Here is a 14,698-nt window from a genome sequence, read left to right as displayed (position 1 = left end):
TTTTGTGATTTTTTTCACAACTATTTATAATTTTTTTTTATCTCAAAAAAAAGACCTATTCTTTTTTCTAGAATAAGTCTTCAATATCATGCCAGTCCCTTAAAGGATTTTTTGATGTCTGTGCCAATAATTGTTGATAGTCAAAAAATTCATTCGGCTTAACCTTCTGAATGTCTTTGCGACAGTCTTTGACAGATAAATGGGTTTGTTTTTTCCAACGATAGGTGAGTAAATAAGTCAATAAATCTTCTTCGTTGATGGAAGAATAACCTAGTTCACGAAAATTTTGGCACTTCTTTTTAATACTTTTATTGAGCATTTTTTGTTGTAACCAACTTAATTTTTCCTTTGTCATGGGCTCTTCTCCTTCCAACCAAGCGAAAGATTGCTCACTTTTTAACTATCTTCCAACACTATAAAAAGGAACCTTTTTTGTAAACTTAATAGTTAAAAAGGACTTAGGACGTAAGTCCAAATGACCTACCTTCCTAGTCCTACATTTTAAGATAAACGACACGAGCGGAATAGGAATTATCTCTTCTTATTGGCTTTCTCGTGTGACTACTGGTCACAGTTTCGCCTTTGAAAAGCCTGTTCCGCTCTCTCTAACCATTAAATGAATTAGTTGATTCGTTTAGTCTTTCTTTTCTTTTGAAGGATCTGATGTTTCAGGAACTTCAGTTACTTCTTCTGTGACTGTCTCTTCAACTTCTGTGACTGGTACACTAGTTACTGCTGAATCATTTGTAACGGCAGTTCCAGGTGTTACAGTTCGAATTGCTGCACGGTCAAATTCTAAGACAATACCTTCGCAATCGATTAAAACTGTTTTTTCGTTGATTTCACTTAAAACACCATGTAAACCACCAATTGTGACAACACTATCGCCAGTTTTCATTGCGTTTAGTTGTTTTTGACGTTCTTGCTGTTGTTTCTTTTGAGAACGTGTCATGAAAAACATCATTCCTCCTAAAAGGACTAATGTAAAAATCATTGTAAATCCGCCACCCATTTGTTTCACCTCACTCTGCATTATTCACACTACTAACTGTATCAAAAAAATGCTTGAAGAACTAGTTTTTTCCTCTAATTTTTAGAAACTTTTTGCATTCGCTTTATTAAAGCCATATTCTTCAAAAAACGCTTGTCGGAATTCTAATAAATTGTCGTCCATAATTGCTTGACGGACATTTTTCATTAAGTCTAACAAGAAGTATAAATTATGATACGATGTTAAACGGATTCCGAATGTTTCATCACATTTAATCAAATGACGAATATAGGCCCGCGTATAATTACGACAAACATAACAATCACATTTTTCATCAAGCGGACGAAAATCTCTTGCATATTGGGCATTTTTAACAACCAAGCGACCTTGTGAAGTCATACAAGTACCATTGCGCGCAATACGTGTTGGTAGCACACAATCAAACATGTCAATCCCACGAATCACTCCATCAATTAATGAATCAGGGGCACCCACACCCATTAAGTAACGTGGTTTATTTTCAGGAATTAACGGTGTCGTAAAGTCTAAGACTCGGTTCATTTCTTCCTTAGACTCACCAACAGATAAGCCACCAATCGAATAGCCAGGAAAATCCATACTCACTAAATCTTTGGCACTTTGACGACGTAAATCTTCAAATCCCGCACCTTGAACAATACCGAATAATCCCTGTCTATCAGGATTCGCATGGGCTTTTAAGCCACGCTCAGCCCAACGAGAAGTCCGTTCAATCGAGCGTTTGACATACTCATAGCTTTCATCAAATGGTGGACATTCATCAAAACTCATCATAATATCTGATCCTAATTTATTTTGAATATTGATCGCTTTTTCTGGGGAAAGGAACATTTTTGAACCATTTAAATGATTTCTAAAATGCACACCTTCTTCTTCGATTTTCCGCATATCACTTAATGAGAAGACTTGGAAGCCACCTGAATCAGTTAAAATAGGTTGATCCCAGTTCATAAATTTGTGTAAACCGCCTGCTTCTTCGACTAAATCTTCACCTGGGCGTAACCATAAATGGTAAGTATTACTTAAAATAACACCGGCACCCATTTCTTTTAATTCTTCTGGTGACATTGTTTTAACTGTCGCAAGTGTACCTACCGGCATAAACATTGGTGTTGGAAATGTGCCGTGAGGAGTAATTAATTCACCTAAACGCGCACCTGTGTGTTTATCTTTTTTGATTAAACGATAACGAATGGCTGGTTCCGTCATTCATTTCCCTACTTTCTACTATAATTTGTCCTCCCATCATCATACTTTTTTTTTATTGAATTTGCAAGGATTTCTCAAGGTTTCTTTTTTCAAAAAAGGATCCTTAAAAAACAGCAACTAGTTCAAATAATTCAAATGAGCTAGTTGCTGTTTGGCACTTATTTTGTCGCTGTATATTTTTCTAAATCTTGCATCGCTGTTTTCACAATTTCAGGGGTAATTTTTTGTTTCATATAATGAATCGTTTCGCCTTCTATACAAGCACGTTCTGCTACTTCTTGATACTCGGCTTCAGTTAAGTCCATCTCCATTTCTTTTAAAGAAATAGGCAAACCTAGTTGGTGATAGAAAGGAATCAATTCATCGATTTCTTGCCATTTCTCTTCAATAGCTAATTGAACAAACACACCATACGCCACTTTGTTTCCATGTAATTGTCGATGGCTAGCTGGCAGCAAAGTTAGTGCATCATGAATGGAATGGGCACCTGCTGTCCGACCATAATCATCGCCAAAGCCACCCACCATTCCACCAATAATTAAATTCGTTTCGATGACATCAATAAACGATTGATTTAATTGCTGCTCTTCCATCGCTTTTAAAGCATTGATACTTTCATTTAACAAAATATCACGGCATTTTTCTGCGGCAAAATGAGAAACTTGAATAGGTAACACTTGGACGTCTAACTGCGAAATAATCGCATCTGCTTCGTACCATTTAGCTAATGTATCCCCAATACCTGCCACCATTAAGGACCGAGGCGAATGCAATAACACTCTTGGTTCTACCAACACCAAAGCGTTTGCTTGCGGAAAAACGTCATATCGTTCCATTGCTCCATCTTCTCGATACATTACACTCAATGGCGTGCACGGTGCACAAGTAGCTGCTAAAGTGGGCAAAATAATTACCGGTAACGCCATTTTGTGTGCTAAGGCTTTGCCCAAGTCGGCCACTTTTCCTCCACCAACAGCGACGATGGCCTCTAAATGATTGTCCAGCACTTGTGCTTCTAACTCTTGCACACGTTGATCTGTACAAACACCTCCATAGTTTTCAAAAACAGCTGTTACTTTTTGAAACGTCGGAAAATACGGTTTTGCCGCTTGCCATGATTCAGTCCCGTGTAAAATGAATACACGATGAATATTTCTGCATAATAGTTGTCCTTCTAATAATTCCCACGAACCAATTTCGCAAAGATACTCTTGTGGTGTCCCTCTCACAATTAATGATTGTTCCATCTTGAAAATCCCCTTCATTTTTGACTTTTGAAAATTTTTTTGAAAAAGTTGTATTTTTTCAACTCTACTACTTTTCCTTTTACATATTCTATGATATGATAAACCACATCATAACACAATAAATTTTTATACATTTATTCGCTTTTTTTGAATATTTATAAAAATAATACAAAAAGGAGTTTACGCAAATGACCAAATGTAAAAAATGGCTACAGACGATTTTACCAATTTTATTCTTGTTGCTCTCATTATTACCTATTAAAGAAACTTTTGCAGCCGAAAACGATCCAGTCTATGACAAAATCATCCAAAAGGGAGAACTAGTTGTCGGCTTATCCGCAGACTATGCCCCTTATGAATTTCATGCAAAAGTAGATGGTGAAGATAAAATTGTCGGTTTTGATATTTCTATTGCTCAAAAAATTGCCGACGATTTAGGCGTTAAATTAAAAATCGAAGAACTAGGCTTTGATGCTCTGTTAGGGGCCTTAAAAACTGGCAAGATTGACATGGTCATCTCTGGCATGTCGCCAACGCCTGAACGATTAAAAGAAGTAGCTTTTTCTCAACCATATATGAACGTTCAACAAAGAGTCATTGTTCGGAAAGAAGACAAAGATAAATTTCATTCCACTAAAGATTTCGAAGGCGTTCGTGCAGGTGCCCAAAAGCAAACGACACAAGAAGAATTAATTAAAACCGAATTAACCGGTGCTGTCCCTACTTCTCTTCAAAAAATTCCAGATTTAATTATGAATCTAAAAAATAATAAATTAGATGCAGTCGTTATGGAAGAACCGGTTGGCGAAGCCTATGTTTCTCAAAATGAGGATTTAGCTTTTGCTGATGTTACCTTTGAAAAAGGCTCAAAAGATACTGCCGTTGCTTTTCCTAAAGATGCGCCTGTTTTGACGGAGAAAGTAAATGCCTCTATTAAACAAATTAATGATCAAAAATTAATGGACGGTTATAAAAAAGAAGCCAATCAATTAATGTTCCAAAAAGATCAAAGCTTTTTACAAAAGTATGGAAAGTTCTACCTTAACGGTGCGGGCTATACCATTTTCCTAGCTTTCATTGGTGTTTTGTTTGGTGCCATTTTAGGGGCATTACTTGCCTTAATGAAGTTAGCCAATTCCAAAATTTTACGTGGCATTGCCATTGCTTATATTGAATATGTTCGTGGCACTCCTTTGCTTGTTCAAATTTTTATTGTCTATTTCGGGACAGGCGTTCTTGGTTTAGACTTATCAAAAGTAGCAGCTGGTTGTATTGCCCTTTCTTTAAACAGTGGTGCATATGTAGCAGAAATTATTCGTGCTGGTATTCAGGCAGTTAATAAAGGACAATTGGAAGCTGCTCGTTCTTTGGGAATGAATCAAAACCAAGCAATGCGATACATCATTTTCCCACAAGCTATTAAAAATATTTTACCAGCGTTAGGCAATGAATTTGTTACAGTAATTAAAGAATCTTCCGTTGTTTCAGTCATTGGTGTTTCAGAACTAATTTTCCAAGCTGGCAACGTTCAAGGAGCAAGTTTTAAACCCTTCCTACCTTACTTAATTGTATCGTTGATTTATTTCGTCCTAACCTTTACTATCTCGCGTCTATTAGGTGTTGCTGAAAGGAGAATGAGTACTAGTGATTAACATTAAAAACTTACAGAAAACATTTGGAAAAAATGAAGTACTTAAAGGAATTGACTTAGAAATTGAAGCTGGTGAAGTTGTCGTAATTATTGGCCCTTCTGGTAGTGGTAAAAGTACTTTTTTACGTTGCTTGAACTTATTAGAAACACCAACTGGTGGCAGCGTTGAATTTGAAGGAAAAAATTTATTAGATAAAAATACCAACATTGATCAACTTCGTCAAAAAATGGGAATGGTATTCCAAAATTTCAATCTTTTCCCGCATAAAAATGTCTTGGAAAACTTAACGATTAGTCCTGTTAAAGTAAAAAAAGAAGCCGCTGCTGAAGCCACAGAACATGCTCTTTCTTTACTGGAACAAGTTGGTTTATCAGATAAAAAAGAAAATTATCCCTCTCAACTTTCTGGTGGGCAACAACAACGGGTAGCGATTGCTCGTGCTTTAGCCATGCGCCCTGACGTGATGCTGTTCGATGAACCAACTTCTGCCTTAGACCCTGAAATGGTGGGCGAAGTGCTATCCGTTATGAAAAATTTAGCTATTGAAGGGATGACAATGGTGGTGGTTACCCACGAAATGGGCTTCGCAAAAGAAGTTGCGGACCGTGTCATTTTTATGGATGCAGGAATCATTCAAGAAGAAGGCACACCTGAAGAAATTTTTGATGCGCCACAAAACCCAAGAACACAAGATTTTCTAAGAAAAGTTTTATAAAAAGGAGCACCTGGTATGGATCGCAAGAATATCGCAACACGTTACCAACAACCTACTGAAAATTTACTCATGGATATTGCAACATTGGCGAAAAAGACCCCAAATTTAATCGATTTATCGATTGGTGACCCTGACTTAATTACCGATGAGCGGATTATCGAACAAGCAGCTAACGATGCCAAAAATGGGCATACAAAATATACCGCTTCTGATGGTAGCGAGGCATTCATTGAGGCGGTCATTCAGTTTTATCAGTCACATTATCAATTATCTTTTCAACCGAATCAAGTCCGGGCCACAGTTGGCGCTCTGCACGGAATGTACCTTGCCTTACAAGTGATTCTAAATCCTGGAGATGAAGTGATTATTCATGAACCTTATTTCTCTCCTTATAAAGACCAAGTTCTTTTAGCAGATGGCGTTCCGGTCTTTTTGCCAACCTATGAAGAAGATGGTTTCCAAATTGATGTGGCTCTTTTGAAAGAAAAAATCACGCCTAAAACCAAAGCGATTATTCTTAATTCACCGAATAACCCGACAGGCGCTGTTTTCTCTGAAGAAACTTTCAGAGAAATTGCACAGGTAGCGATTGAACACAACTTATACATTCTTTCAGATGAAGTTTATGAAGCCTTTTGTTTCCAAGAAACGTTTACTCCCATGGCTACGTTTGCTCCAGAAAATACTATCACTTTTGGTAGCTTTTCAAAAGCCTTTGCAATGACTGGTTGGCGTATTGGTTATATGATTGCCCCAGACTATATTAACGAAGTAGCCAAATTAATTAATGAAGGCGTTACGTATTCTGCGCCTACGTTGTCACAGCAAGCAGGAATCTATGCGTTACAACATTTTGACGAATTTGTAGACCCAATCGTTGAAGTGTTCCAAACACGTTTAGAGTATGTGGCCCAGCGAGTAGCAAAGATTCCTTTCCTTTCGCTTCATCCAGTCAAAGGAAGTATTTACGCCTTCATTAATATTCAAAAAACTGGACTAACTTCCGTCCCTTTTGTGGAAAAGCTTTTAAAAGAGACACAAGTATTAGTGATTCCCGGAAAAGCATTTGGTGAAACAACGGGCGATGAGTACATTCGTTTAGCCGCAACACAAAATTTAGATTTATTAAAGGAAGCGTTCGATCGAATTGAAAGAATGACCTTTGAATAAAAAAAGCTTCTGCATTAGCTAATAATCATAGCTAATGCAGAAGCTTTTTAGATTTCTTCTATCAATTCAATCGCTTGCCCACCAACATGCGGTGGAATTGACATAGTCATCGGCGGCAAGCCCACGACTGTGAAACGGACTTTGGTCCCTTTTTTCAAGTGAGACAGTGGGATACTTTCCTCTAACTGTTCAACAAGTATGTTTAAAATTACCCCATGAGAAAATAAGGGCACAATGGATTCTGGATCACTTTCTGCTTGGATATTTTCTAAATGTAATCGCATTGACAATGGCTGCGTCTCATTTAACACACCAGCATCTGCTAATTTCCCTGTAAAAACAGCAAGTTTTTCAGTCATTTGTTTGCCTCCTTTTTAAACATCATATTGAAGAGAATTAATTCCATCCCCTAAAAATTCTGAAGCGTTGTTAAATTCGGCAGGATCATATTTGGTATAGGAAACTTGTAATGTCAAAGTAATATTTCTTAAGGTTTCAGAATGGGCAAATTTCTCTTGAGCTTGTTGTTTGAATTCTTTTCTAGTAGTGTATCCGTCATCCCCATCGCGGAAAATTAATAACGCCCAAGTCGGCGGTGTGCCGTCGATAAAGTATGGTAAGAAGCGATCATCCGTTGTCTCTTTAATCGCCGCTGTCACGATTTGTAGCAATTCATTTTTTTGTTCAGGACTTAATAAGTTACGAATACTTTCCCAATAGGCCACTCGGATCACGACTAAATATAACGGCGCTTCATAACGTGTAGAAATGTCAGAAAATAAATCGAATCCTTCCTCGTACATTTTTGCTGTTCTTAAATTAGTTACTGCATCTAACGCATTTAACCGTGAAGTTTCTTTACGTAAGCGAATATTTTCTTCTTCAATCGTACGAATTTGATAAGTCACTGCATAGATTGTTAAACAGTAGAGCGGCGGCATGATTAGCCAAAATAATGAGCCATAGCTAAACAAATCATGATAGACATACTGATATACAACATAAGTCAATTGTAGAAAAATAAATATAAGCGAAAATGTTAACCCCGCTGTAATTCCTACAAAATAGGTAACGATAATTAAGATAACTGAAATTAATAGACAACTTAAGTCCACAAAGAAATCATTCGTTCCTAAGGCCATAAAGATGGTTGTGCCGACAACCAAAACAATTCCTACCAACAAAGTTAAATCCAAAAGTAAGGTCACTCGTTTTTGATTCACTCTATTCCCCACCTTTCAAATTCTTCTTCACGATGAAGAACGCACTTAATCCAATAATAGTCATACCAATTAAGAAGACAAATAGATAAATCATTAATTTATGATTATTGACAATTCGTTTACCTAATGATTCGTTGCTGACGTTGCTTACACGTTTTTTGAAACGATAATCATAGCGACGATAGTTCGGATCGACCACAATGGCATCTCCTTTGTACATAGAAGTATTCTTCTCTGTATTCACTTGTGTAGAGGCTAAAAAGACACCTTGTGATTTAGCTCCTGTTAAGATTAACGCCGCGGCTTTCGCATTATATGGAGAAAACATTAACTGCGCCGTACCGATTTGTTTACCATAATCTTTTTCAATGCTCAGTTTCTCGTTTGAAACAAAACGTGTGAAGTCCTTATCATAATGGAAATACAACTGATCGTTTAACTTACGAATCATCGGATTATCCTTAGGCGTACCAAAAATAATCAAGTTATGATTTTCTAATGCCGCATTTTTAGGCGCTTTTTTATAATACGTAATCTCACCGACATTACTTTCGGCATAATTACCAATTAAGTTAAATAAATTGGTCAACACTTTAAAATAGTTGTCGTCCATTTTTTCTGGTAATAAAATCGCTAAATCAGCAAAAGAACGGCTTCTGATAAAAATGTTCGGATAGTTGTTAAATAATATGTCATTCAGTTCTTCTGTTTGAATAAACGCATTCGAATTATTTTCAATAAAGGCCCATGGAGTCTGACCATTTCGTAAAACTTCTGGTGATTTAACATTCAAATCAAAAGCAACTTTTAAAACAAAACTATCAGCAATTTCTAAGTTCTTTGGAAATTCGAGATTTAATTCATCACCGTTCGCACGAGCAGCGGTTAATTTCTTGCTGCCAATTGGTTTATCATTGGCGTAAACCGTCACTAAAGAAGAATCAAAATCTAAGTTTTCAGCGTATTTAAAATGTAAATGCACGCGACTTCCATTGGCATTGTTTCGATCCACTGGTAAATTGACAAAGTACGTTTGTTCTTGGTGATAAGCCCCTTCTAGTTTGTCCCCCGTTGAGGTTAATGGATAATTTCCATCAAATTCTAAAGTTGAACTAAACGTATCGGTATTCTCATCAACTGTTGTCTCTTCTTTATCTGTTTGGGTCATTAATTCATAATTGGCTAAATAACGTCCCGCACGAACAAGTAAGTCCTCATCTTTAGAAGTAGCTACTAAAACATGCTTATCTGGTTGATTGAAAAATTTTAAGACAGCCTGGTCCTCCACGCGTTTGCTATCAATTTGACTTTTATACTGATCTGGTAATTTATCATAGCTGGCAATAATCAACTGATAGGGTGCAGACTGTTCTTTGTTCAAAGAAGCCATTGGCAACAATTCTTCTGAGGTAGTAATCAAACGAGCAGCACCAGCTAACGCATGGGTCGCTGCAGCTAATTCTTTTTCCGATGCATTTTCTGGTGTCAAAATAACACTGTGTTTATTCGCAATCGTGTCTGCTCCCACAAAATGATTATAAAAAGAATGAATCGTATTCTCTGGTAATTGTAAATCGTATTGGAAGTTTACGTTAGATCCTTCATACATCGTTAACCAATTTGCTGGAGTTTCAATTAAATTATACATGTCGTTTCCTGCCTGATTAATAATTTGGCCTTCAACAGTCAATGTATTTGTCTCTTTAATCAGTTCCAAAGGGATTTCAATCGTCTTTTGTTGAATACCAGTCGTATTTTCAGGACGCCAAGAATAAAACTTCACACCATTAACTGCCACAGTTAAATCTGAGGTCTGATTATTTTTTAATTGTGTGATTTGGTAGGTCATATTGAATGATGCTTTTTTTACGTCCCAATAATCAATTTTTGTAAAATACATGGTGCTACGGACAGAAGTACCTGTTAAAGAGATTGTTTTATTTTGAAAAGGTTGTGTAAAGGTATGGTTGTCTTGTTCTTTGTTTTCGGCGTATACGGTCGGACTTGCGATACCAATCAGAATTGCCAGAAAGAACAACCCTATTAAAGTGACTGTTTTTTGTTTCATTGCACGTTTCCTCCTTATTTAAATCGTTCAGTTTTGTACCATTTTGTTTGTGTTTGTTTATGAAAAACATTTTCTTTAATATACATCACCATGCCATAAGCGGCGACTACTAGCCACATCTGACTGTATGTAATATACATCAAGGCAATAATTAAGATATTCTCTAAAGTCATTTCGCCTTTTTCGGTTGTAATACTGACAAAAGTACTGAAAATAAATAACAAAATCGCTAACAACCACAAGGAATTGCTAAATCCTTGCAGGGTCGTTGTTAAGTAACCAGACATTGATAAAACTAACATGATGTCTGACAAAACGAGCGATGTCATTAAGAGAAAATAAATGGACAAGAAATATAAAATATCAAAACGGATCCGACTCGCTTTAGGATTAAACAATAATTTAGCATTTTTAACAATGACATAAATATTGCCTTTGACCCATCGCGTCCGTTGTCGGAACCAAACTGACAAAGTTTGTGGCTCTTGCTCCCACGTCACTGCTTTTGGTTGAAACTTAATTTTATAGCCCATCATATAGATGCGGAAACTGATTTCTGTATCTTCGGCTAACGCTTTGTCATCCCAGCCGCCAATGGCTTCAATAATACTACGACGAACAATGAAATTTGTGCCAGGAATCGTGCATAACTTAAATAATTGAAAACGACCGGCTTGTGCCATCCATTGAAAGGCCAGTGTCTCGATATTAATAAAGCGTGTCAACAAGCTTGCATTGCGATTTCTCGTTCTAAATTTACCAATAACCGCGCCGTATTCCTCACTAGCGATTAACTCTCCAACTAAATAACGGAGTGCATTCGGTTCAGGTGTATTGTCCGCATCATAAATGGCAATCACGTCCCCCTTGGCTTGCTTGAAACCAATGTTTAAGGCATTAGACTTACCTTTCCCACCTGTTATATTGTCTGTATTAATAATCTGCAAATTTCGATTAACCGCCTTTTTTTGGACGTTCGCTAAAAGCTCAGCACTATTATCACTTGAATTGTCATTAATCACAATAATTTCATAGCGATCTTGCGGATAATTAAAATTCAATAACGCTTCAACTGTTCGCACAATGACAATTCCTTCATTATGGGCCGGCACCATAATTGAAACAAACGGCGCGTCTTCGTCCTCTACAGGTGGTGGTGCGACAGGATCTGTTTTTAAATAATAAACATAGCCAAAAATAACTAAGAGAATATTTACAATTAGTAGACTCCAAATAATGATAGTTGCTGTTAACATTACAATGTCAGCAATGGTCATTTGTCTTCCTCCTTATTAATATATTTCGACCGATAATTCTTTCGTCCAATCATAAACAAAATAATCAGGATGATTAAAGTCAGTGTAACAACGCCAACTAAAATATTATTTGTGATGCTGAAAAAGAATGAAAATAACCCTGTAAATCGTTGTTTTTCAACTGTTGAGGCCCCTGTATCAGCCAAACCATTGACAATTTGATTGTTTAAGAAGAACCGATTATTCCGAAATTCGATTTTCTGCGTTTGTGTTTGAACAGTGAAATGTTGATCCGCTTCTGAAACACTAAACACTATTGGTGCTTCCTTGACTTCTTGAATTAGATGATCCACTTCTTTTTTAGAATTTGGAAATGAAAAACTAATGGTGGTCGGCATTGGAAATCGATAGTCATTCGGATTATCTTTATCCGTCCATTCAATCCCCGATAAATAATCATACGGTAAATCAAACAAAGCATTCTTATAAGTGATTGATTCTCCCGTTTGGTTCCGATAAAAAACGCGTTCAATCGGCGGATTTTCTCTTAGAATCACTGTATCACTAATTGCTAGACCATCCTCTTGGTATTGAAGGTCTTGATTCCAGTATCCTGGAGCAGAAATGCCTACTGGATAGACATGTCTGTCGACCAATAAACTAATCTGCTGCTCCATCAATTGTTTCAAAGCACGTTGGTCATTTAAATCAACATTGTTAACGACCGGTGTTTCTAAGAAAATAACCCCCGTCGAAGCAAACGCACGTAACGCATTCGTAAATAGTTTATAAGGTAAAATCGTATTGTTTTGTGAAACGCTCGTACTGGATAAAATATAAGGATACGTGGTTTTAACTAATTCTTCTTGCAAATAGGTTGCCACAGACATATCTCTTAACGGGTTAAAATCAGAAATCGTCAAAAACGGCCGTGACATTTTTTCACTTTCCAGCCATTGACTAATTACGTCTAAGCTTTCTAAAAAAACAGCGCCTTTGCGTTCAAACATTGGTAGAAAAGCATGCCCATTCTCAATTACACCAAATGGATATTCTTCTGGTGCTAATTCTTGTGTTTTTAATCGGCCAACCGTCTGACCTTGCGTATTTTCCAGCACAACTGATTGATCTTGAAAAGGCAATACTTGAGAAAAACGGTTTTTTTCATCTTCTAACCGATATTGACGATGACTTAATTCTTTCCACGTACCGCTAAAATATTGTTTTTCATCGTCACGCATGTTTCGACCAATGTGTAATTGTTTGCCTTTAAAATGAACTCGATCTGCTAGAAAATCAGAGGCAATAACGCCGGCTTGTTCAGGCCAATTCACCATAGAAATCAAACTGTCATAGCCATCATTTAGCAATTCTCCAGGCACATAGTCTGACACCGCCACACTCTGAACTTCTACCCCAAAACTCGTCAACACTCGTTGTAAAGCATCCACATCATTTTCTTTTTTCCCAGCAATATTCAAGCTGTCATAGACAAGTAAGACATGTTTACTTGGTGCAGCCAGCGCCGGTTTGGCAAAGCCACAAAAAACGAAAAAGAGTAAGAAACACACCCAGCCAATAAGATATTGTTTATTTTTCAATTCCCTCTACCTCCCCAATGACTTGTGGTGTTGTATCTTGCCACATTCGTTTACCAATAACATCAGAAACAATTTGTAACAAGAGAAAATCTAAAAATACTGAGACTAAAAACAAATGACGTACTAAGTCACTATCCCACTATCCCCATCAATAATAATTGTTGAAATGAAAACAACTAATAAATTTAGATAAATTCCTGTCATTAAAAAGAAGCGAAAAACTAATCTGGGTTCGTTTCTCTTGATTCCTCTGTATAAACCAACGCCATATAAACCAAACAGAATCACGCCTAATAATAGATAGAAAGCAAAGTTTTTAGGGAAAAAACTGGCTTTAATACGGTTATACACCATAAAAAATTTAGATTGTTCCAGCGGTGCACGCCCCGTCGTTTTCTCAAAATTCCCCACATTATTAGGCTTTACTAAGTAAACATTTGGGACCGCTGAATTCAGTCCTTGCCATAATTCAGATGGATAATTTAAATAATTCAATAACACCCATCCAAAACTCGTTTTATCAAAAAAATCTTTTTTCATTTGTTCAGAAGTTGGTGATACAGGACTGTATTCTTCAAAGTAGGAACGTCCCTTTTGCAACCCATATTGCGGGTTGATTCCGCCCTCTGACATCCGTTTATCTGGAACCTTACTATCCTTCATTACACCGCGCGTCATACTGTGGTAGACATCACGTTCATAGATATCGTTAGGAACGATAAAAGCTGCTAACGTTGTAAAACCAATCAACGCAATTAAAAAGGCCGTCATTGACAATCGTTGGTAACGTTGTGACAAGTAGACAAAAAATCCTAATCCAGCAATAATTACGCCAATAATCAGCAAATATTCTTGGCGTGTTGTCCCTATTAAAAGTACTACTGCTTGTGCCAAGATAACCAAAACTATTCTTCTGAGCCAAGTTCGTGGTTTCGTCACCCGATAAAAATAGACTGAAAATGCTAAGACACTCACAGAAAGTAAAAAACTCGTCGCTTCTGTATAAAAGGAATTAAAATAAATCGTATAGGAGGTATCTCCCAAGATGAAAATAACCAACAAAGAGATAAGATAACTTTTTTTCAAAGACACGCCTTCGGTTAAGCCTCGTACCAGAATATAAATTGACACTAAAAAACAACTAAGATAAACGAAACCTAAGAAACGAATATCGAAAAGTGTTTGACTATAAAAAAGTTTATTAAGCCAAATGGCAATGGTGATGAAAAATTGTTGAGTGGAAACAAAGTGCGTCGTTGTTTCATTAAAATAACGCATAATTGAAAAGTCCTTAACAAAATAGGCCACATTGTCGTAGCTATCACCATTGACACGATAAAGACTATTTGAATTTAACACACGAAAATACTCGCCATTATCTCCCAAGCCATTAATCGGATAAACGAATAACAAAATGCTTGTCACTAACCCAATCCCTAAAACGGCCAAAAGACTTGGAGAAATATAACGACTCAACCATTCAAAAGCCGAGTTCATGTATTTTTTGATCTTTTCCATGCTTTCACC

At 36.8% G+C, this 14,698-nt stretch carries 12 protein-coding genes and 1 pseudogene; 3 read left to right on the top strand and 10 right to left on the bottom strand.

The genetic code is table 11. The features are described 5' to 3' along the window. Window positions 1-67: 67 nt before the first annotated feature. The 4 genes from IGK82_RS03190 to IGK82_RS03175 form a co-directional block, all read right to left on the bottom strand. On the bottom strand, window positions 68-373 hold the full coding sequence (locus IGK82_RS03190) for a post-transcriptional regulator (RefSeq protein ID WP_002355774.1): 306 nt from the start codon (window positions 371-373) through the stop codon (window positions 68-70). Window positions 374-634: 261 nt separating this feature from the next. Then, window positions 635-1,033, bottom strand: a complete 399-nt coding sequence (yajC, locus tag IGK82_RS03185; RefSeq protein WP_002383336.1) for a preprotein translocase subunit YajC — start codon at window positions 1,031-1,033, stop codon at window positions 635-637. A gap of 60 nt (window positions 1,034-1,093) precedes the next feature. Next, complete coding sequence (gene tgt / locus IGK82_RS03180; protein ID WP_002355772.1) at window positions 1,094-2,239, bottom strand: tRNA guanosine(34) transglycosylase Tgt; 1,146 nt, start codon at window positions 2,237-2,239, stop codon at window positions 1,094-1,096. Window positions 2,240-2,397: 158 nt separating this feature from the next. After that, the gene (locus IGK82_RS03175; RefSeq protein WP_016618686.1) at window positions 2,398-3,504 is read right to left on the bottom strand and encodes an iron-containing alcohol dehydrogenase family protein; all 1,107 of its coding nucleotides are present in this window, start codon (window positions 3,502-3,504) and stop codon (window positions 2,398-2,400) included. A gap of 170 nt (window positions 3,505-3,674) precedes the next feature. Here IGK82_RS03175 and IGK82_RS03170 point away from each other — a divergent pair, with 170 nt between their 5' ends. Genes IGK82_RS03170 through IGK82_RS03160 form a run of 3 tightly spaced genes read left to right on the top strand, consistent with a single transcriptional unit; the run spans window position 3,675 to window position 7,023 of the window. Continuing rightward, window positions 3,675-5,138: an ABC transporter permease subunit gene (locus IGK82_RS03170; protein ID WP_002355770.1), complete on the top strand. Its 1,464-nt coding sequence runs from the start codon at window positions 3,675-3,677 to the stop codon at window positions 5,136-5,138. After that, window positions 5,131-5,853 carry an amino acid ABC transporter ATP-binding protein gene (locus IGK82_RS03165; protein ID WP_002396453.1) on the top strand — a complete coding sequence of 241 codons (723 nt, stop codon included), beginning with the start codon at window positions 5,131-5,133 and terminating at the stop codon, window positions 5,851-5,853. Before IGK82_RS03170 ends, IGK82_RS03165 begins: the two co-directional genes overlap by 8 nt. Window positions 5,854-5,868: 15 nt before the next feature. Continuing rightward, entirely contained in the window at window positions 5,869-7,023 is a 1,155-nt protein-coding gene (locus tag IGK82_RS03160) for a pyridoxal phosphate-dependent aminotransferase (RefSeq protein WP_002355768.1), read from the top strand. Between the two features lie 47 nt (window positions 7,024-7,070). Here IGK82_RS03160 and IGK82_RS03155 read toward each other — a convergent pair whose 3' ends face one another. From IGK82_RS03155 to IGK82_RS03130, 6 genes and pseudogenes are all read right to left on the bottom strand, one after another. Then, the gene (locus IGK82_RS03155) at window positions 7,071-7,382 is read right to left on the bottom strand and encodes a hypothetical protein (protein ID WP_002378091.1); all 312 of its coding nucleotides are present in this window, start codon (window positions 7,380-7,382) and stop codon (window positions 7,071-7,073) included. Window positions 7,383-7,397: 15 nt separating this feature from the next. Continuing rightward, complete coding sequence (locus tag IGK82_RS03150) at window positions 7,398-8,258, bottom strand: hypothetical protein (protein ID WP_002385041.1); 861 nt, start codon at window positions 8,256-8,258, stop codon at window positions 7,398-7,400. Continuing rightward, a complete protein-coding gene (locus IGK82_RS03145; protein WP_010710760.1) occupies window positions 8,248-10,314 on the bottom strand; it encodes a cellulose biosynthesis cyclic di-GMP-binding regulatory protein BcsB in 2,067 nt (688 codons plus the stop codon). Before IGK82_RS03145 ends, IGK82_RS03150 begins: the two co-directional genes overlap by 11 nt. Before the next feature lie 14 nt (window positions 10,315-10,328). Further along, the gene (locus IGK82_RS03140; protein ID WP_002355764.1) at window positions 10,329-11,591 is read right to left on the bottom strand and encodes a glycosyltransferase; all 1,263 of its coding nucleotides are present in this window, start codon (window positions 11,589-11,591) and stop codon (window positions 10,329-10,331) included. After that, window positions 11,588-13,171, bottom strand: a complete 1,584-nt coding sequence (locus tag IGK82_RS03135) for a hypothetical protein (RefSeq protein ID WP_002361342.1) — start codon at window positions 13,169-13,171, stop codon at window positions 11,588-11,590. Before IGK82_RS03135 ends, IGK82_RS03140 begins: the two co-directional genes overlap by 4 nt. Then, window positions 13,161-14,689 (bottom strand): annotated as a pseudogene (locus IGK82_RS03130) (hypothetical protein). Before IGK82_RS03130 ends, IGK82_RS03135 begins: the two are co-directional and overlap by 11 nt. Window positions 14,690-14,698: the final 9 nt, after the last annotated feature.

It is taken from the genome of Enterococcus sp. AZ197, from assembly GCF_050556405.1.
Taxonomy (GTDB): domain Bacteria; phylum Bacillota; class Bacilli; order Lactobacillales; family Enterococcaceae; genus Enterococcus; species Enterococcus faecalis.
The sequence above is the reverse complement of the archived record's forward strand: the minus strand, read 5'-3'. Positions and strand labels throughout refer to the sequence as shown.

Bases quoted from the DNA above. Each gene is read 5' to 3' on its own strand.
- IGK82_RS03160 (WP_002355768.1), top strand. From the start codon at position 5,869: ATGGATCGCAAGAATATCGCAACACGTTACCAACAACCTACTGAAAAT.
- tgt (WP_002355772.1), bottom strand. From the start codon at position 2,239: ATGACGGAACCAGCCATTCGTTATCGTTTAATCAAAAAAGATAAACAC.
- yajC (WP_002383336.1), bottom strand. From the start codon at position 1,033: ATGCAGAGTGAGGTGAAACAAATGGGTGGCGGATTTACAATGATTTTT.
- IGK82_RS03145 (WP_010710760.1), bottom strand. From the start codon at position 10,314: ATGAAACAAAAAACAGTCACTTTAATAGGGTTGTTCTTTCTGGCAATT.
- IGK82_RS03170 (WP_002355770.1), top strand. From the start codon at position 3,675: ATGACCAAATGTAAAAAATGGCTACAGACGATTTTACCAATTTTATTC.
- IGK82_RS03175 (WP_016618686.1), bottom strand. From the start codon at position 3,504: ATGAAGGGGATTTTCAAGATGGAACAATCATTAATTGTGAGAGGGACA.
- IGK82_RS03140 (WP_002355764.1), bottom strand. From the start codon at position 11,591: ATGACCATTGCTGACATTGTAATGTTAACAGCAACTATCATTATTTGG.
- IGK82_RS03155 (WP_002378091.1), bottom strand. From the start codon at position 7,382: ATGACTGAAAAACTTGCTGTTTTTACAGGGAAATTAGCAGATGCTGGT.